Annotated in this window: 21 protein-coding genes; all 21 read left to right on the plus strand. The window is 40.0% G+C overall.

Features of this window, described 5'->3' with window-relative positions; genetic code table 11:
- The first annotated feature begins 87 nt into the window (after positions 1-87).
- The 21 genes from EO118_RS02090 (at position 88) to gatC (ending at position 18,357) form a co-directional block, all read left to right on the plus strand.
- Positions 88-2,013, plus strand: coding sequence for a hypothetical protein (locus tag EO118_RS02090; protein WP_127068407.1), 1,926 nt, complete (start codon positions 88-90; stop codon positions 2,011-2,013).
- 26 nt (positions 2,014-2,039) lie between these two features.
- Entirely contained in the window at positions 2,040-2,513 is a 474-nt protein-coding gene (locus EO118_RS02095; protein WP_127068408.1) for a hypothetical protein, read from the plus strand.
- A gap of 104 nt (positions 2,514-2,617) precedes the next feature.
- Entirely contained in the window at positions 2,618-4,501 is a 1,884-nt protein-coding gene (locus tag EO118_RS02100) for an acyltransferase family protein (protein WP_127068409.1), read from the plus strand.
- 376 nt (positions 4,502-4,877) lie between these two features.
- Positions 4,878-5,891 carry a GspE/PulE family protein gene (locus tag EO118_RS02105; RefSeq protein ID WP_127068566.1) on the plus strand — a complete coding sequence of 338 codons (1,014 nt, stop codon included), beginning with the start codon at positions 4,878-4,880 and terminating at the stop codon, positions 5,889-5,891.
- Positions 5,888-6,880: a type IV pilus twitching motility protein PilT gene (locus tag EO118_RS02110; RefSeq protein ID WP_127068410.1), complete on the plus strand. Its 993-nt coding sequence runs from the start codon at positions 5,888-5,890 to the stop codon at positions 6,878-6,880. Before EO118_RS02105 ends, EO118_RS02110 begins: the two co-directional genes overlap by 4 nt.
- Positions 6,881-6,892: 12 nt before the next feature.
- On the plus strand, positions 6,893-8,068 hold the full coding sequence (locus EO118_RS02115; RefSeq protein ID WP_127068411.1) for a type II secretion system F family protein: 1,176 nt from the start codon (positions 6,893-6,895) through the stop codon (positions 8,066-8,068).
- Between the two features lie 8 nt (positions 8,069-8,076).
- Positions 8,077-8,454: a competence type IV pilus major pilin ComGC gene (locus EO118_RS02120; RefSeq protein ID WP_127068412.1), complete on the plus strand. Its 378-nt coding sequence runs from the start codon at positions 8,077-8,079 to the stop codon at positions 8,452-8,454.
- A 22-nt stretch (positions 8,455-8,476) separates the two neighbouring features.
- The gene (locus EO118_RS02125) at positions 8,477-9,088 is read left to right on the plus strand and encodes a prepilin peptidase (RefSeq protein WP_127068413.1); all 612 of its coding nucleotides are present in this window, start codon (positions 8,477-8,479) and stop codon (positions 9,086-9,088) included.
- On the plus strand, positions 9,085-9,555 hold the full coding sequence (locus tag EO118_RS02130; RefSeq protein WP_127068414.1) for a hypothetical protein: 471 nt from the start codon (positions 9,085-9,087) through the stop codon (positions 9,553-9,555). Before EO118_RS02125 ends, EO118_RS02130 begins: the two co-directional genes overlap by 4 nt.
- Positions 9,552-9,908 (plus strand): hypothetical protein, encoded by a 357-nt coding sequence (locus EO118_RS02135; RefSeq protein ID WP_127068415.1) that lies wholly within the window; start codon positions 9,552-9,554, stop codon positions 9,906-9,908. The genes EO118_RS02130 and EO118_RS02135 overlap by 4 nt, the downstream gene beginning before the upstream one ends.
- Positions 9,909-10,108: 200 nt before the next feature.
- Positions 10,109-10,543 carry a hypothetical protein gene (locus EO118_RS02140; protein WP_164723843.1) on the plus strand — a complete coding sequence of 145 codons (435 nt, stop codon included), beginning with the start codon at positions 10,109-10,111 and terminating at the stop codon, positions 10,541-10,543.
- Positions 10,544-10,845: 302 nt separating this feature from the next.
- Positions 10,846-11,286, plus strand: a complete 441-nt coding sequence (locus EO118_RS02145; protein WP_164723844.1) for a hypothetical protein — start codon at positions 10,846-10,848, stop codon at positions 11,284-11,286.
- Between the two features lie 10 nt (positions 11,287-11,296).
- Positions 11,297-12,130, plus strand: coding sequence for a hypothetical protein (locus EO118_RS02150; protein ID WP_127068418.1), 834 nt, complete (start codon positions 11,297-11,299; stop codon positions 12,128-12,130).
- Positions 12,120-12,671, plus strand: a complete 552-nt coding sequence (locus EO118_RS02155; protein ID WP_127068419.1) for a hypothetical protein — start codon at positions 12,120-12,122, stop codon at positions 12,669-12,671. The genes EO118_RS02150 and EO118_RS02155 overlap by 11 nt, the downstream gene beginning before the upstream one ends.
- Positions 12,672-12,705: 34 nt before the next feature.
- Positions 12,706-13,089, plus strand: coding sequence for a hypothetical protein (locus EO118_RS02160; RefSeq protein WP_127068420.1), 384 nt, complete (start codon positions 12,706-12,708; stop codon positions 13,087-13,089).
- Between the two features lie 85 nt (positions 13,090-13,174).
- Positions 13,175-13,738, plus strand: a complete 564-nt coding sequence (locus tag EO118_RS02165) for a shikimate kinase (protein WP_127068421.1) — start codon at positions 13,175-13,177, stop codon at positions 13,736-13,738.
- Between the two features lies 1 nt (position 13,739).
- Positions 13,740-14,699, plus strand: coding sequence for a 6-phosphofructokinase (gene pfkA / locus EO118_RS02170; protein WP_127068422.1), 960 nt, complete (start codon positions 13,740-13,742; stop codon positions 14,697-14,699).
- A gap of 257 nt (positions 14,700-14,956) precedes the next feature.
- A complete protein-coding gene (locus tag EO118_RS02175) occupies positions 14,957-16,024 on the plus strand; it encodes an efflux RND transporter periplasmic adaptor subunit (RefSeq protein ID WP_127068423.1) in 1,068 nt (355 codons plus the stop codon).
- On the plus strand, positions 16,024-16,761 hold the full coding sequence (locus EO118_RS02180; protein ID WP_127068424.1) for an ABC transporter ATP-binding protein: 738 nt from the start codon (positions 16,024-16,026) through the stop codon (positions 16,759-16,761). Before EO118_RS02175 ends, EO118_RS02180 begins: the two co-directional genes overlap by 1 nt.
- A complete protein-coding gene (locus tag EO118_RS02185) occupies positions 16,754-17,965 on the plus strand; it encodes an ABC transporter permease (protein ID WP_127068425.1) in 1,212 nt (403 codons plus the stop codon). Before EO118_RS02180 ends, EO118_RS02185 begins: the two co-directional genes overlap by 8 nt.
- 107 nt (positions 17,966-18,072) lie before the next feature.
- On the plus strand, positions 18,073-18,357 hold the full coding sequence (gatC, locus tag EO118_RS02190; RefSeq protein ID WP_127068426.1) for an Asp-tRNA(Asn)/Glu-tRNA(Gln) amidotransferase subunit GatC: 285 nt from the start codon (positions 18,073-18,075) through the stop codon (positions 18,355-18,357).
- Positions 18,358-18,365 lie beyond the last annotated feature (8 nt).

The raw sequence follows: 18,365 nt of genomic DNA on the forward strand, positions 1-18,365 counted from the left end.
TTTAGATGTCTTTGCAAACACTATTTTATCAGAAAGCTATGAATCTTTTTTAGTTGCACTTAGATCATAAATTCAAGACTAAAAAAAATGTATAAAGCAGGGAAATTGGGTGAAGAACGATTAAAAGAGATAGTAGCATTAAATGAATCTGCTGTTAATGCTGAATTTAACAGCATTGTAAGAGTATTAGTAAAGGAAATTATAGAGGTTGAATTTTCTAAAAAAATTAATAAAATAAGTTCTTATGAGCATGTTGTAGAAAATTTAAACATGGCTGGAAATACAGCGGAGTTCTTTTACGAAAAGCTCATTCAATCTTTATTAGAAGTAGAAACTACTCGTGCTAATATTCAACCCTATGAATTAGATGTGCTACGAGATTTAAATAAAGGGCACTGGGATGTATATGAAATGTTACAACGTCAAATGGAAGCGGATGATGTATTAATTCCTGTACCTAAGGATCAAACTTTAGTAGCTCGAGATCCTCTGGCAGATGTGAATACAAAAGCCACTTGTGCTATCGACTTTGGTACAAAAAGTACCGTAGTGGTCTATCATGATGGTAAATCATCACTATTACGTATTGGTGCCTCAGATCAGTGGGTAGAACCACGTATGGAAGACTATGAAAACCCAACGGCTTTACATATTATTGACTACAAACAATTTATGGAAGATTATCGCAGTAAAGAAGGTAGACCACCCACACGCTGGGAAGATATGACTGTGTCCCATCATGCAGCAGAAAAAATCTATCAAAAGAATATCAGCACTGACGTATATTATTCTGTATTTAATGAATTAAAACAATGGGCCAATGCAGTAGGTCGTCGTCAATTGTTGCAAGATAGTACAGGTAGAAAAATAGAATTAAAACCATATACTACATTGAAAGACGGTGATTTCGATCCTATTGAAATATATGCGTACTATCTTGGTTTATATATCAACAATATGCAACGTGGTATATGTCTAAAATACTATTTATCATTCCCTGTAAATTATGCCTTAGATATTCGTAATCGTATCCTTGAAAGCTTTGAACGAGGTCTTCGTAAGTCCTTACCAGAACGTGTTCTAAACCATGAGAATACAATGAAACGTTTTAAAGTAAAAGCTGGCGCTAGTGAACCTGCTGCCTATGCATTGAGTGCGTTAAAAGCTTATGGTGTTGAACCAGATGAGAAGGAAAAAGTTGAAGCACATACCTATGGGGTCTTTGACTTTGGTGGTGGTACCACAGATTTTGACTTTGGCAGTGAATATATTCCAGATAGTAATGATTATTTTTATGAAATTAAGCAATTTAATAATGGTGGTGACCCATTATTAGGTGGTGAAAATATCATCAATATCTTAGCCTATGAAGTGTTTAAAGAAAACCAACAAGTCATGAGGGACAACAAAATTACTATTGTCATCCCTAATGATAAATGTAAACGATTTGATGGTAGCCAAATGCTTGTTAAGGATATGAATGATGGAGATCAAGTTTCTTTTTTAAATCTAAAACTATTAGCTAGTTTCTTGCGTCCAATTTGGGAAGAAAAAGGCGATTTACGTAATGATTTTGGTAGTAGTAATGTAGTCATAGATTTATACAATACTAGCGAAGAAAAGAAACCTGTATCCATTAAGGTGAATGTACCTATGTTACAAGGTGTCATTACAGAGCATATAAAAGATGGTATAGATAACTTTATGGGTACCTTTAAACGAGCTTTTAAAGCAAATGAAAGTGAATGGACATGGCCTTTACATATCCTGCTAGCAGGTAACTCCTGTAAAGCTCGATTGTTACAAGAGCAATTAATTATACGTCTCCTACAAGAACTAGAAGATATGTCTCGATATTTACAAAAAGATGTATCTGACATTTTTCGTTTATATCCACCATTAGGCGTTTCTTTCAATGTAGAGGCACTAGTGAAATCTATTACTGCTTCGGGTGTAGAAATCACAGATGAGCAACGGGAAATTCTTGATACCATGCTTTATAAAGAACAATAAGAGCTTTCAGATAAAAGGAGACAGTTATGCAAAATTTTGAAACAATGCGCACTGGTAAAACAGGTGTTGCTTTTGGGCTCATTCGTAGTCGAGACGGTGCAGGTGATGTACATATTATTCCTTATGAGGCAGATGCAAGTGGTGAGATTCCGTTCCCATACTTATTAGGGATTAAAAGTAGAAAAGATAATTTTGAATGTTTAATTGGTGAAAATGTTACCTATGGTACATGGGCTGAATTTAGACGTTGTCATAGTGATGAAATGGATATTTACTATACAAAAGAGGCTCGTGCTCATTTGGGAACTATGCCTATAAGCGACGCCTCTTACGAAAATTTGTTTATAGAAGAAGATCATGCAGGTATAGACGACGGCTACGTTTTCATCCGTAAAATAGACCCTACTACTATCGAATGTGTAGTAGCTACTCATGATGAAATGAGAAAGAATCCGAATGTAGATGCATCTCGGATTTACAAATTAACATTAAAGGGATAATTTCATCAATTTCACTCTACGCAGTGCTCTTTCTCTATGTTATAATGTATATTACGTATCGAAAAATGCATTGTATATTATTCACGTAGAAGGGAAGACACAGTATGCCACCAGAGTTAGAAGAACCGCATCAAGGGCTCGGTTCAAGACAGAAAAAACGTATTATAGGAGTCAAACCAGGTCAGTTTGTGAAAGGCCTTGACGGGCTAAAAGGATTAGCCATTCTAGGCGTCACGATGTTTCATTTATTTCCCCATGCAGCCAGTGGCGGGTTCATGGGGGTTTCCCTTTTCTTTTTATTGTCGGGATATTTATTAGCTTTCACCACGAATCAACAATGGAAGTTGGGGAATTACAGCGTTTCAAAATTCTTTCAACGTAGGGCAGAGCGGATTCTCATTCCTTTAGTGTTGATGGTGGCAGTGGTGCTAGGACTGTGGCATTTGCTGTTACCTGACAAGTTAGCGGGCATACGCCCAGAAGTAATTTCCATTTTGCTAGGCTATAATAACTGGTGGCAAATCGCACAAAATGCAGATTATTTCACCCGTTTAGTGAATACATCGCCATTCACCCATATGTGGTTTATGGGCGTAGAAATTCAGTACATTGTCATCTGGCCCCTCTTATATTGGACCTATACAGCACTGAAAAAACAGTGGAGTTATACCGTTGGCCTTGTATGGATGCTAGCATTGGCGTTAGGCTCCTCAGTCATTATGCCATTACTATATACAGAGGGCATGGACGTATCTCGTTTCTATTACGGTACAGACACACGATTATTTGCCTTGCTATTGGGCGCCTTTTTGGGATTGCACCGTAGTGAACAAAAACTATATCCGTTGGGCACTATGAAAGGAAATATCCTCAGCAGTGTATTCCTATTGGCAGGAGTCATTGCAACTGTGTTAGGGTACATCTATGTAGATGGGCAAAGTCCTTCTCTTTACACTTATGGCATGGTAGCCTTTACCTGCTTATTTGGGTTCATGGTGTGGTTAGTAGAACGTCCTAATACACCACTTGGAAAGATAGTAGATATGCCACTTCTTGCGTGGTTTGGTAAACATAGTTATGGATTGTTTTTATGGCAATATCCCATGATTTACCTCTTTGAACATATGGGCTTCATGGAGTACTTTGCATCGCCTATTGCCTACTACTTAGTCTTAGTAGCGGTTATCATCGGCCTTACACTATGGTCCGAAGTGGTTACGAATTGGTGTGTTCGTCAAGATAGTTTCCGTGCCATTGTGGACGTAATCCGTTCTTACTATGTGAAAGTGGTATCTGTTGTTGGGGCGGTTTGCATTGTCCTAGGCGTGTATGCTTTCGCAACATCACCAGCAGAGAAGCAACAAGATGTGACAGAGTTACAAACACGATTGGCGAAGAATGCAGAATCTCAAGCTGCAGAGAATGCGAAGGTCATCGATCTTTCTACTGTCAGTGATCCACAAGATATGGTGCATATGGCAGCTATTGGTGATTCCGTCATGCTTGGTTCTGCTCACGCATTGCGACAAGACTTTGCAGGCATTCAAATTGATGCCAAAGTATCACGCTATGTAGGGGCAGGCTTAGGGATTGCAAAACAAATGGATGCAAACCAACAATTAGGCAATGCGGTCCTCATTGGTCTTGGTACCAATGGACCTATTACAGGTTATTATGAAGATGAAACAAAAGCATTGGTGGAATATTTAGGATCAAATCGTCAGATTTTCTGGATCAACAATTATGCGCCAGGCATCCAGTGGATTGAAGCCAATAATGAGTACTTAACTAAGCTTGCCAAAGAACATCCGAATGTGCATATCATCGACTGGGCTAGTTTAGCATCGAAACATCGAGATTGGCTCGGAGATGATGGCATTCATCCGAATGATACGGGTGTGAAAGAATACTCTAAATTCATCCACGATGAAGTGAAAAAAGTATTACTTCAACAAGGAGATGCTAATAAAAAACAGAAAAAACGCTAGGAACTTATCTTGAGATAAGGAGATTAGCTAAATATGCCAATACACAAGGGCTGTAACGAAATGTAGATTTACATTTTGTTACAGCCCTTTTTGTTTTATCATTGATAGTTTACGCTCAATATTCTCGAAAGTTTAATATGTAGTATTCCCATAAAAGATAAGAGCCATATCTCTCAATAGGGCTCTCGCAAAAGTATGGTTACTTTTTCTATATATACATACTAACTTAGACTAAACCAATTGTCAATGACAAGAGTATTTGATTCATATCGCCTAAAATAGCACTACCAGTCAAGGTTGACTGGTAGGAGTGTTTTCAAGGATTTTAGCGGATACATAGAGAAATCCTAAGTACGCAAGTAAAGGAGGTGAAATGATGTACCATGTGGAGATTGAACTGGATCATTTCTTTCAGCGTGCCTATGAAAGTGGAGCCAGTGATATGCATTTTGATACATCAGAAAAAGAGGTGCAAGTACGATTCCGCTTGGATGGTCGTCTGCAAGAGATAGCTCGGATTCCCATGCCAGAAGGTGAGCAAGTCATGAATCGTTTGAAAGTGTTAGGGTCTTTAGATATTAGTGAGAAAAGATTGCCTCAAGATGGGCGTTATATGTGGACTCATGAAAATCACTCAGGAACGATACGCATGTCTTCCTTGCCGTCCGTGTATGGTGAAAGTCTTGTATGTCGTCTCTTTTGGCATGATGAGCAGATAAAATCCTTAGAAGAGCTGGGAATGCCCGTGGATATCAGTGCAGAGGTGCGCAGGTTATTGGCACGCCCACATGGGTTACTGCTTGTGTGTGGGCCCACAGGGTCTGGTAAAAGTTCTACCTTGTATGCATTATTGCAAGAACTCAATGGAGAAGAGGAACAAATCATTACATTGGAGCATCCAGTGGAACGTATCGTAGAAAAAGCCGTTCAAATTGGTGTACAGCCACAGATTGGTATGACTTTCAGTAAGGGATTACGTGCGATTTTACGACATGACCCAGATACCATCGTGGTCGGTGAAATTCGTGACCAAGAAACGGCGCAACTAGCGGTACAGGCGGCGTTAACGGGGCACCGTGTGCTATCCACGATTCATACGAACCATGCCATAGGCGTGGTGGAACGATTGGTGGATATGGGGGTAGAAGACTATCTCGTGCGTGCTACTTTGACAGGTGTTATTTCGCAACGCTTGGTGCGAACTCTAGTAGATGGAGCGTATCGTGGTCGATGTGGATTGTATGAGTTACTAGCCATTCCTAGTCATGATTGTCATTGGGAAGAGTTAAATTCATACTTGCTTTGTTCTTTGGAAAACTCCGCACGTCAAGCCATCGAGCAAGGGTTGACTACGGAAGAGGAAGTTCGTCGAGTGGGGGTAGTACTATGATTTGGTCACAGGTATTGCATGAAGCTATAGAGCACGGAGCTACAGACATTCATGTACAAAGTGGGACAGTCTTTTGGCGCTCAGGTATGGACGTGGTGCCTACGGAATACCAATTATCTGATGAAGATATGATAACGTTCCTAACCGACCAAGTACCTACCATATCGGATACTATGATGTCCTATGATGGAGCCATGACCTTTGAAGGCTTACGTATTCGGGTACATCTATTCCGTTGGCGTTCTGGTTGGGGCGGTACCTTGCGTATTTTGTATCCACCTAAAACGGGCCTCGATACATCGGAAGAGGGCAATTTATTGCGCCGTATTTCTTCTTTCAAAGAGGGGCTAGTCATCATAGCTGGTGCCACTGGTTCAGGAAAATCGTATACCCTTACGTCTTGTTTAATGCATATTAATGAAAGTATGCGCCGTCATATTATTACGTTAGAAGATCCCATTGAATATGTCTTAGACCATCAACTGTCCTTGATACATCAACGGGAATTGCATACACACTTTCATCATATGGCGGACGGTATCCGAGATGCGTTGCGAGAAGATCCAGATGTGATTTTAATCGGTGAGGTACGGGATAGGGAAACCTTGGAAGCAGCATTACATGCGGCGGAAACGGGGCATCTCGTATTTGCTACTTTACATACGCAACGTGCTACTATGTCCATTAATCGGATGATTTCCATGTTTCCAGCACACCAACAAGAGGAAGTGCGGACGCAGCTTTCACAGATATTGCGCGCCGTCATTTGCCAACGATTGGTTGTCATAGAAGATAGATTTATCCCCGTACGAGACATTTTGATTAATACCCCAGCAGTGGCAAATTTGATACGACAACGAAAGGAACCGCAAATTGTATCTTTACAAGAAACGCAAAGACCGATGAAAACATTGGAAATGGCAGTCGCTGAGTTGCGGGCTATCTATGGTTCATCGCCAGTATTAGAGTCTGTATTACAGGTAAATTAGTGGAGAACATCTATGAGTTGGTATACCTATGAAGGATTTTCGACGGACAAAAAAATAGTGTCAGGCAAAGTATGGGGTGATTCAGAAGAAGAAGTGCAGGCAAAGCTAGCCTATCAATCCATAACGCCGATTCACTTGGAATGTGTTGTGGGGAAGGAAAAAAAGAAACAATGGAAAACAGCTCATATGATTCACTTTGCCTATCGATTGCATATGTTGTTGGGTGCAGGTATATCGTTACGAAAAGCCTTAGATATGATGACCAATACGAAAGGATCTACTATCCCCTATGAAGATATTCATGAAGATGTAGGACGTGGTATGGCATTGTCAAAAAGTTTAGCTAAGTACCATTGCCCTGTCATTGTTACAACTATACTGGAAGCGGGTGAAGCATCAGGGACTTTAGTGGAGTCCTTAGGGATGATTCAAAGCATGTACGAAGAGGAGCACCGATTGCGCCAACAATTAGTATCAGCCATTACATACCCATCATTTTTGGTGGTACTTATGATAGTATTTGTAGGTGTTGCAGTGGGTTTTATTTTACCGCAATTTAAATCTGTCTTTGAGAGCATGCAAATCGAATTGCCACCGATTACAGCAGCCCTTTTTGCAGGAGGTACATGGTTACAACAAAAAGGAGTGTATCTCTTGGTTGCTTTACTAGTATTGGGGATTGTTTTGTGGAAATCGTACCAACGAGACTCTGTGAAGTTCAGTGTGCATCGTAAGGTTTGGCTATATATGGCACGAAGAGAATGGCTTATGGCGTATACGATGGTACGGATGTGTCAGATTTGGAAGCTACTTTTACAAAGTGGTATACCCTTGTTACAGCTATTGGGCATGACGGAATCGTTGTGGGGCAACCGTTGGGCAAGCACCTTGCAAAGAGAGGTGAAAATACGTATCTCTCAAGGGCATGGATTTACGGATTCATTAGAAGAGGTGCAATTAGGAACTTCTTTTGTATGGGATTTGCTTCGTATTGGAGAAGAAACGGGGGACCTAGAAAGTATGTTAGGCCAAGGACATGTGTATTATAAAGGCATATTGGAACGGACCGTAAAACGAGGAGAACAATTATTAGAACCTATTATGCTCAGTATTATGGGCGGTATGATCGCCTTACTTGTGGTAGCAGTAATGTTACCGATGTTTAATTCAATTTCAGCTATTCAATAGGAGGAAGTATGGAAGCATTTCGACAACGTTTGTCCTTACGGCAACGGAAGCAACAAGATGGATTTACATTAGTAGAATTGATGGTGGTTGTGGCTGTCATTGCTATTTTAGCATCCTTGGCAATGCCACAGTTTTTAAATGCCTCAAACAAGGCGAAGGAAGCGAAAATTAAATCAGATGTGACAACCATTTCCAACGCAGCACAGCTGTATATGATGGAACAATCTACCGATACAGTACCGACTGTAGATACATTATACAAAGAAGGGTATTTGACAGAACATGTGAAAACTCCTAAAGGGGGAGAGTACACAATTACTAGTGTACAAAATGAAGGTGGTAAAGGTAAACATATTGCTGTCACAGCACCTGATGCGGACAAGTAATTAGTAGAAGGAAGAGGGAAATATGGAGTATGTGCTAGGAGGTATTGCTGGTGTCACAGGAGTTGCAAGCCTCTATCTCATTGTTTCTTGGACCTACATGAAAACACATAGTATGTGGTGCCTTATGTCCATCTTTGCTCATATCATAGGGACAGTAGGGCTTTGCTATGCCTATCAAATTGGATACATTACCAATATCTATGAACTGGGACTTCTTTATATGCTGGAGGTAACGCTCTTTTGGGGATCAACCATCGATAAGCTATATTACATTCTTCCCGATGAGGGAGCGATTCTAATTTGTATATGTGGATTTGTTTACCAGTGGATAGGTAATGGTGATGTACTAATGATAGTAGTCAATGCCCTCTGTATGGGCGGATTGTGGTGGTCATTGCGGTGGTTTAGTCATGGTGGTGTGGGACTAGGTGACATCAAATGGTTGATGGCCATTAGTTGTTGGCTCACATCGGTGGAATGCTTGGCATTATGCGGCCTTTCCTCTCTCATTGGCATCTTGTACAGTTGTGTGTGTCGTGTTACATCTCCGAATCATGCCTATATTCCCTTTGGTCCTTCTTTCAGTATGGCAACGATGCTACTCTTCATCTATCCTTTTGAGAGGTGGTTATGATGAAAGTACCTAGGAACTCAGAAGGTGGCTCGTTGTTAGTGGAAATCTTGCTGTATATGACGATTTGTTCTCTTATTATCGGTATGGTGTTGTTATTACATAATGGAGCGCAACGAAAGTACCACCAATTTGATCGGGAAGGACGTATTTTATTTGCCCATATCAAGCGTATGCAAATAGCTACCTTGTATGGGAATTTACAGCGTATTAGTGGTGGTAATCGTATAGTATTAGATGGAACTAGATATGGATATATTAATGAGTCCAGTGCTATGGTCTATCGAGAGTTACCTCCCTCTATGCATATTGAATTTACGGGTACATCTCAGGTGTTGCGCTTTGCAGGTCATAAGGGGGTAGGGAAAGTGTTTACCGTTACCTTAGTGGATTCTGTGATTCGCTATAAACGCACCTTTATATTTGCTCGACAATCTGGGCGTATACGTTGGGAGGAATCAAAATATTGAAAGCACAACAAGAGGGATTTCTCTACATGGATGTATTAGCTTCATTGTTTGTGATGAGTCTATTATGCTCTACTTTATTTGTACTCATGATGAGTAGCATCCAGCAATATGGGAAACTGATGGAAGAGGATAAAACCTTGCAAGCTATGATTTTGTATATGGAAGAGGGAAAATCAAACTGGGCAAATGGAACTAATTCTGAGTCTGATGAACCTCCAAGTGTAGGGACTACAAGCTTTCAGAGGATAGTGGAAGAACATCGAGATGGAATACATGTATTGACGGTAATCGCTTATCGGCATGGAGCGGAAATACATCGGTTCACTACCTATTTGTTGGAACCTAGTCAATGAGTTACATAATCGTGTGTGAAATATACAACATAGTGGGAGTCAAATAAAGGAAATATATGATGTGCTATAGAGCGATAACAAAAGATAAGCAGAGAATTGCAGGTTTTCTACTGGTGGAGGCATTAATAGGAAGCCTATTGTTAGTGACTATTATAACAGGTTTTTTCCTTATCACATCACATAGTGTGAAGTGGCTACATATGTTGCATCACCGTCATGAATTACTGTTAGATGCTAGGTTTAGTCGCATACAGATTATGAATCGTCTTCGGTATAGTGAGAAAAAACCACGAGTCAGTGAAGATGGCTCCTGGTTAGTATCTCCTTCAAATTGGCGGATACGGGTCTATCAAGATGCGTTCGTGACTATCCTATCTGATGGACAATTACAGGATATTACGGAAAGTGAGATCAGTCCTAAGATAGGGAAAATACATGTATTTCCAGAAGGTTCTACATTTTTTCAGGAACGATCAGATGGTCTCGTTGACTTACATTGGTACTCAGAGGTACGACCTTACTGGAGACGAGATCACATTCAACTTATGGAAGGTGGACAGAACCGATATCATGTACAGACAGGTATTTTGCCGTATGCCACCTATCTTCAGAGATTACACCATACAGCAAAGTAAGGTGGTACTTTGTCATAATAGATAGAAATACGCATATGAGCAGAAATACTGAGCATACATGTTACTATGCATAATCTATCTATAGGGGTGTGAATTAAGTCAGAAGCCGTAAAAATATATGCAAAAAAACAGTTAGTTAAAAATAGATGCTCGTAGAGCACTTATATTAGGTAATGTATGCGAGGTTAACTATTATGTTGTGCTGGAAAGCGCAAAAGAAAAATGGGCGAGGAAAGCAGTTGTAGTTAGAAATAGATATTGTAGAACGGTTATATTGAGGAATGCATGAGAGGTTAGCTAGTATGTTCCACTGGAAAGGGAGAAAGAAAAATGGTTTTGTATCGTACATGATTTTGCTGATAGCGATCATGACCATTGGTACTTGGGTTGCTTGGCAACATACGATGCAGATTACCTATCAAAGTATGATGGATGAATATCGTTTTGTTCGTTGTCAATATGGCATAGAGAGAGGTATCGTCTTGGGCACAAGCAAAGACTTCTTTTTAGAGCATCAAAAGGAAATAACTGGTAGTGGTTCACCAAAGTATGTACTGGAAGAAACGGATACGGAACGAATTGAAGCCATTATATATAAAGAGCGAGATCCGCAACGGTATTGTTTACGGCTCATATGTATAGATGCAGGCACAGAAACAAATGTGAAGCAAGATGTATACTTTAGAACTATGTATAAGGATGATGTGCTAGATACTATATGCATAGAAGGGGTACAAGAATAAGGAGGTAACTATGAAAACAAACTCAGTGATGGCAATTGCCATTGGACAGGATGAAATTGTGGGGGTGAAAGCCTATAAAATTGAAGGTACCAATGTGCTAGAAGATATAATCGTTCAAAAAAGACATAGTGATATGGGAACGGATATGAAAGAGTTTTTTGACTATTATGGAGAAACAGGCATATCCATTGGGTGTGTTTTTACATCGCCATTACAATCTGTGTACATGGAGACACCGATGATGCATAAAATAGATCAATACTTATTTGCCCAACGTGAGGGAAAACGAATTTTTCAGAATGAAAAGTTTCCTAATGCTATCGATTTTGCCTCTAGACCAGGTACGACGGAGGAGTTGATGTTCATTCTTATCGTAGCCTTAGAACGAAAACAAGTTAAACAGGTGGCGCGAGGAATTCACCAAGGAGGGGGCGATCTTCGTGTTATTGACTATTGGCCAGCACCGCTTGCGTTTAGCCGTGGTCAAGAATCGTCTATGCTTTGTATTACTCCAGAAGAAGATAAGGTACGAGTATCCTTGTGGAATTATAAATTCTGTACCGCCCATGTCTTGGTGTCATTAGATGTAAACGAAGTATTGACTGCTTGTAAGAAAGTCTATGAAGATAGCAAACAATTTAACGTGCCCTATCCAAAGGGAGCTTTTGTAGTTGGTTTTGATGAAACGAGAACTAAAGAGTTTGAGCCTATCCTAGAAACCTATGGAACTATCGATCAGGTACCTCTCCATATAGTGGATAAAGGAGAAGGTTACAATCCGCAGAATATAAATCATGAAATGGCATGGGGTTTAGCGATTAGGTTACTTGTCGATGGAAAATGAAGAGAATGTTAATTTTATAGGACCAGATATACAGTGGATGTGTTGGTATATTCGGTATCAAAAAGCATGGTGGATCCTCTTGGCTCTAATGATTGTTCTTTTAGTAGGTTCTGTGACGATAGGTACAAAAGCGTATATACAGTATCAAGATATAATAGAAAAACAAACAGAGGTAACATCACACCATATTGATGCTAAAGAGGCTCATAGTGTGTATGAAGCTATAGTTCATGAAAATAAAAAAGATGAACTATCATCGCAGGGAACGTTGAAGGAATGTATATACTTATTAGATGCATCGAACACCTATCATATCCAATTGGTCGAGTGGTCTACCACGAATCAATGGTATGTGGAAGCTAGAGGGACTAATGAAAATGAATTACATCAGTTTAGTTCGGTGTTAGGTCGATTAGGAGGTCACCGTCACTATGATGAAGTGGTGGAAAAAGAATCCGGAACTACACTATACCGTAGTCGTATTACAGGCACTGTGGAAAGCCCTGCCCACTCCCAAAAGAAGTCTGCTCCTAGTCACTAGTGTATACAGTTGTGTAGTAGTTTTGGGCATCGGCATGACTGTGTACTTTCAAGGAGAAAGAGCGCGTATTTCCGCAGAGATTGATGAAGAAATACTTTCACAGGAGGCGGAAACAACATTTTTAAACAGTGAAAGTTATCAATTTGTCAAACAACTAGATGACAACATGTTAGATCTAGAAGGTTTGTATCATTTGGTGTTGTCCTCTGTAGGAGATACGCCTTTAGTGGTGGTCAGCACGCACAAAGAAGAGGAAGTCCTAGATGTGGTAGTGCAGGGGTCTACCATAGATATGGTGCAGTGGTTGGTGGGGATGCAAAAGGTACACCCTACCTTGCGTTTTAGGATGGAAAAAATAACTCACGCACAAGGTGTGACTACATTACAATGTAAGATTCATGAAAATACTAAAAAATAGCCTTAATGGTTTGTCAAAGTAAGTCGAGTATAGTAAAATAAAATTAAAATTTACTACTAGATGGAAGAATGAGATATTATACAACATGAAAACGACTATCAAGAGAAACATTATCCTCATTGGTTCGATGGGGAGCGGAAAAAGTCACTTAGGTCGAAATTTAGCGGATGCCAAAGGCTGGCAATTTGTTGACACGGATCGAATCTTAGAGAAACGATATAATATGCCTATTGCTGATATTTTTAAGACAATTGGTGAAAAGGCATTTCGTCGTGCAGAATTTGAAGTGATTAAAAAGGTGGCCATGTATCATGAAGCGGTGATTTCCGTAGGTGGAAATTTCCCAGTGGATATGCGTACACTACGATATATGCAAAAGTATTCCTTTATTGTGGGCATACGTGCCTCACACTATCGGATTGTCAATCGTGTGAATCGTTGGATTGGTAAACGACCAACTATGAATTATGATGATGTATCTGGGTATGTAGCATGGATGATGCGTAGGTGGAAACCATTGTATCGGAAATGTGACCATGTGTTAGATACCACATACAGCCATACCGATGAACTGGTGACAAGTATTGACGGATCTATAAAGTCTAAGGGCATATATTTTAAGCGGCGAAAAGTACACCAAGGTGAATAATATGAAACGTATAGCTATTTTGACAAGTGGTGGAGATGCACCAGGAATGAATGCAGTCATTCGTTCCATTACAAGAAGTGCAATATATGAAGGCCTCGATGTAGTAGGAATACAACGAGGCTTTTTGGGCGTTTTAGAAGAAGACTTTATTCCTTTGACTCGACGCAGTGTAGGGAATATTGTGAACAAGGGAGGAACGATTCTAAAATCTTCCCGTTGTCTTGAGTTTAAAGAACCTGAGCATCAACAGAGAGGTTATGATAATTTACGGCGTCATGGTATTGACGGGCTCGTTGTTGTTGGTGGTGATGGGTCCATGTGTGGTGCCAAAGTGTTGTCTGAGTTAGGGCTACCTACGGTGACAATTCCAGGTACTATTGATAAAGATATGAATGGTACCGATTATACAATCGGTTTTGATACAGCGCTTAATACCATCATTGATGGAGTGAGCAAAATTCGTGATACCTCTACGGCTCATGACCGTGTAGCCATTGTAGAAGTAATGGGACGACATGCAGGTCATATTGCTGTGTACGCTGGCGTTGCATGTGGTGCTGAGGTGGTACTGACACCAGAGGTGCCAATGACATTAGAAGAGGTAAAAGAATCATTAGAAAATACGACTCGTAATGGTAAAAAGAATAGTATTATCATCGTGGCAGAAGGCGCGTACAGCGCCTTTGAAGTGGCCCAATATATTAAAGAGCATACATCCTATGCACCTTCTGTTACTGTATTAGGGTATTTACAACGTGGTGGCTCACCGTCTGCCTATGATGCACTAATGGCTGCTCGTTTAGGAGAGGCAGGAGTACGTGCTTTATTAGAGGGGCATACCCATCATCTGATAGGCGTTCATTGTAATCATATTGATGCCATAGCCTATGAGGAAGCTGTAACGTGTGAGTATCCGTTAGATACGTCTTTATACCAACTAATACGTGTATTAGGACAATAATTTCATAGTAGTTTCATCATCGTATTGTATAAGATAAAGAAAACTAACCTTAGTTTTCTTTTCTTTTTATCCTTGGTATATTGCACTTTATACTATTTTTTAAAGCCTATTTATATTAAGAACTTATATCAGCAGATGTAAGCCAGTTTATGGAGATGAAAGTCTATACGCCATGTTCAAGCTTACGATTATTAGAGTAAGGGAACACTATGTTGGTGGTATTTTATATACAATCAATGAACGAAAGGAGATATTTCATGTGGAAAAATAAAAAATTATGGATTGCCATCGTAGCTATTTTGGTAGTAGCTATTGGTGGATGGCAATGGTACAGTAGTGCGCAAATAAAAGAGGCACCTACTTATACAACGGGTAAAGTAGGAAAAGGTAGTATTTCATCTACTATTAGTGCAACGGGAACAATTAATCCTGTTCGTTATGTAGATGTATCTACGAATATTCCTGGTAAATTAGAATCTGTGTTGGTGAAAGCCAATCAGCATGTAACTGCAGGTCAAGTGATTGCTACCATTGATTCTCGTCAACTACAGGCTTCCGTAGATAATGCAAGAGCTACATTGAATCAAACAGCTACAGATTTGGATCGCTATCGTACGCTAGTATCGCAAGGTGCCATTTCGCAGCAAACTTATGACAATGCCTTAGCTGCTTATGAAAAAGCGAAAGCAAGTTATGACCAGGTGGCAGCTAATTTAACAGATAGTACGATTACAGCACCTATGGATGGGACGATTATTGGAGAGCCTTTAAAAGCAGGTCAAACCATTGCTACAGGTATTTCTACACAAATGATCATTGCCACCATTGCGGATTTATCTGACTTGGAAATCTATCTAACAGTTGACGAAACAGATATTGGGAATGTAAAAGAAGGTGCCAAAGTAGATTTTACAGTAGATGCACATCCAGGTCAGACTTTTACAGGTACTGTTAAAAGTATTTCTTTAGGCACAAAAGGTAGTATGGGAACGACTAGCTCGTCCGTGGTGTACTATACAGTGCGTGTAGCAATTCCAGCAAGCGATGTAAGTCATTTCTTCCCATCTATGACAGCACGTGCTACGATTCATGGGGAAGAACGACAAAATGTGTTGGTAGTACCATTGGCAGCAGTACGTTCTGACAAAGTAGGAGAATTTGTATATGTCATCAAAGATGGAAAACCTGTTAGAACTAGTGTAAAAACAGGAATGACAGGGGATTCTACGATTGAAATTATATCTGGTGTAGAAGAAGGCGATGAAATCATTATCAGTGGTGATGTCAATGCGGCGAAAAAACAACAACAGAGAGGGCCATTCTAATGGAAACTTCTAAAAAAGCGGTTATCACCTTGGAGGGGATTACGAAAACCTATGTGAATGGAAAGTTGACGGTACCTGTCTTACATGGTATTGATTTGTCCATTTATGAAGGGGAGTTTACTTCTATCATGGGACCGTCTGGTTCTGGTAAATCTACGTTTATGAATATCTTAGGATGTTTGGATAGACCTACCAGTGGTTCCTATCGATTAGATGGGGAAGAAGTAGCTCACCTTGGTGACGATGAATTAGCCTATGTTCGGAATAAACGAATTGGGTTCGTGTTCCAAAGTTTTAATTTATTGCCGAAGCTAACAGCTTTAGATAATGTAGCATTACCTATGGTCTATGCAGGCGTATCCAAAGCAGAGCGCACAGCTAGGGCGAGTCAATTATTGACAGAGTTGGGGCTCGGTACTCGGTTGGATCATATGCCAGCAGAACTATCCGGAGGGCAACGACAACGGGTAGCCATTGCCAGGGCCTTGGCCAATGACCCAGCTATCATCATGGCCGATGAGCCTACTGGTAACCTTGATTCAAAAGCGAGTTTAGATGTGATGCATATCTTCACAGAATTATATCAAGAAGGACGGACCATCATTTTGGTTACTCATGAGCCAGACATTGCTGAATATGCAGGTCGCAATGTGGTCTTAAAAGATGGACTCATTGTGGAAGATAGAATAAATCTACATATGAAAGGATTGCAGCTAGGAGGTGAAAGCCATGTATAAAGAAGGCTTTTTAATGGCTTGGTCCTCTCTAATTGCCAATAAGATGCGATCATTATTGACGATGCTAGGTATCATCATTGGTGTCGCAGCTGTGATTGCTCTGGTATCAATTGGATATGGAGTACGTCAACAAATAACAGAATCTATTTCGAGTTTGGGTAGTAATCTGTTAATGGTCTATCCAGGAGCTCCGAGAACACCAGGGGTACGTCCTGTGGCAGGTGCTAATAAAACGATAAAATTGAGTGATTATGAAGCTATTTCTAAGATGGATAGTGTGCAAGCAGCTTCACCAGTAGCAGCTAACTCGTATTTGACAGTGTATATGAGCAAGAATTGGACCACAACGGTGAATGGTGCCAATGCAGACTTTCAGTATGTGAATAATTGGACTATGAAATCAGGTCGTTTTATTACAGATAGTCAAATTGAACGCCGTGAACGGGTAGCGGTTATAGGTGCCACAGTGGCAAAAAATTTATTTGGTAATGAAGATCCTATTGGCAAGGACATTCGGATTCATAAAAATTCCTTTAAAATTGTAGGCGTTCTTGATGAAAAAGGTTCTGGTGCTATGGGCAATGATCAAGATGATGTCATTGTAGTACCTTATACGACCATGATGGAACGAGTGATGGGTGTTGATTATTTGCGTATGATCTACATTCAAGCGAAAGAAGGTCAGGATTTAGAGCGTGTCCAAGCAGATATAGAAAATATTTTACGTGTCCGTCATGGTATCAAAAATCCAGACCTCGATGATTTTAATGTGAATAATATGGCGTCCATTATGAAGGCGGTAGAAGAAAATACAGCCACAATGACTTTATTCCTAGGAGCTGTGGCAGCGATTTCCTTATTAGTTGGTGGTATTGGTATTATGAACATTATGCTCGTATCTGTAACGGAACGGACTCGAGAAATTGGTGTTCGTAAAGCTTTAGGTGCTACGTATCGAACGATTATTACACAGTTTTTAATTGAAGCTGTCGTTATTTCTCTCGTAGGCGGTGCTATCGGTATTGTAGTAGGAATTGGTGCTTCACAGCTGATTGCTACCGTTGCTAAGCTAAAAACTGTAGTGACCACAGGTCCTATTTTATTATCCTTTGGATTCTCTATGTCTATAGGTCTTGTATTTGGTTTGTATCCAGCTAGAAAAGCGGCTAAGTTAAATCCTATTGATGCTTTACATTATGAATAGATGATTAAATACCAATATGCATAGGAAAGCAGGCCTTTTGTATATTGGTATTTTTCTTTTTCCCAGGAGAGTATGGTATAATATATAAATTGAAAGGATGTGTGTCTATGAAAATTAGTCAAGAGGAAATTAAGAATATTGCCTTATTATCCCGATTAGAAATTAAAGATTTAGAGGCTGCTGAAAAAGCCTTAAGTAATATCCTTACTTATGTTGAGGAATTAGAAGAATTAGATTTAACAGATGTAGAGCCAATGGCTCATGCAGTGCCATTACAAAATGTATATCGTCCTGATGAAATGAAACCATCATTGCCACGAGAAGAAGCATTGCAAAATGCACCAGAAGAAGAGAATGGGTATTTCAGAGTACCTCGTGTTGTACAAAACTAGGAGAAGAT

It is taken from the genome of Veillonella sp. 3891 (assembly GCF_003992315.1).
Classification (GTDB): Bacteria; Bacillota; Negativicutes; order Veillonellales; family Veillonellaceae; genus F0422.

Excerpts from the sequence above, each read along its gene's own strand:
- EO118_RS02180 (WP_127068424.1), top strand. The coding sequence starts at position 16,024 with ATGGAAACTTCTAAAAAAGCGGTTATCACCTTGGAGGGGATTACGAAA.
- EO118_RS02160 (WP_127068420.1), top strand. The coding sequence starts at position 12,706 with ATGACTGTGTACTTTCAAGGAGAAAGAGCGCGTATTTCCGCAGAGATT.
- EO118_RS02140 (WP_164723843.1), top strand. The coding sequence starts at position 10,109 with ATGTTGCATCACCGTCATGAATTACTGTTAGATGCTAGGTTTAGTCGC.
- EO118_RS02145 (WP_164723844.1), top strand. The coding sequence starts at position 10,846 with ATGTTCCACTGGAAAGGGAGAAAGAAAAATGGTTTTGTATCGTACATG.
- EO118_RS02110 (WP_127068410.1), top strand. The coding sequence starts at position 5,888 with ATGATTTGGTCACAGGTATTGCATGAAGCTATAGAGCACGGAGCTACA.
- EO118_RS02155 (WP_127068419.1), top strand. The coding sequence starts at position 12,120 with ATGGAAAATGAAGAGAATGTTAATTTTATAGGACCAGATATACAGTGG.
- EO118_RS02100 (WP_127068409.1), top strand. The coding sequence starts at position 2,618 with ATGCCACCAGAGTTAGAAGAACCGCATCAAGGGCTCGGTTCAAGACAG.
- EO118_RS02165 (WP_127068421.1), top strand. The coding sequence starts at position 13,175 with ATGAAAACGACTATCAAGAGAAACATTATCCTCATTGGTTCGATGGGG.
- EO118_RS02105 (WP_127068566.1), top strand. The coding sequence starts at position 4,878 with ATGTACCATGTGGAGATTGAACTGGATCATTTCTTTCAGCGTGCCTAT.
- EO118_RS02115 (WP_127068411.1), top strand. The coding sequence starts at position 6,893 with ATGAGTTGGTATACCTATGAAGGATTTTCGACGGACAAAAAAATAGTG.
- gatC (WP_127068426.1), top strand. The coding sequence starts at position 18,073 with ATGAAAATTAGTCAAGAGGAAATTAAGAATATTGCCTTATTATCCCGA.
- EO118_RS02130 (WP_127068414.1), top strand. The coding sequence starts at position 9,085 with ATGATGAAAGTACCTAGGAACTCAGAAGGTGGCTCGTTGTTAGTGGAA.
- EO118_RS02125 (WP_127068413.1), top strand. The coding sequence starts at position 8,477 with ATGGAGTATGTGCTAGGAGGTATTGCTGGTGTCACAGGAGTTGCAAGC.
- EO118_RS02095 (WP_127068408.1), top strand. The coding sequence starts at position 2,040 with ATGCAAAATTTTGAAACAATGCGCACTGGTAAAACAGGTGTTGCTTTT.
- EO118_RS02185 (WP_127068425.1), top strand. The coding sequence starts at position 16,754 with ATGTATAAAGAAGGCTTTTTAATGGCTTGGTCCTCTCTAATTGCCAAT.
- pfkA (WP_127068422.1), top strand. The coding sequence starts at position 13,740 with ATGAAACGTATAGCTATTTTGACAAGTGGTGGAGATGCACCAGGAATG.
- EO118_RS02120 (WP_127068412.1), top strand. The coding sequence starts at position 8,077 with ATGGAAGCATTTCGACAACGTTTGTCCTTACGGCAACGGAAGCAACAA.
- EO118_RS02150 (WP_127068418.1), top strand. The coding sequence starts at position 11,297 with ATGAAAACAAACTCAGTGATGGCAATTGCCATTGGACAGGATGAAATT.
- EO118_RS02175 (WP_127068423.1), top strand. The coding sequence starts at position 14,957 with ATGTGGAAAAATAAAAAATTATGGATTGCCATCGTAGCTATTTTGGTA.
- EO118_RS02090 (WP_127068407.1), top strand. The coding sequence starts at position 88 with ATGTATAAAGCAGGGAAATTGGGTGAAGAACGATTAAAAGAGATAGTA.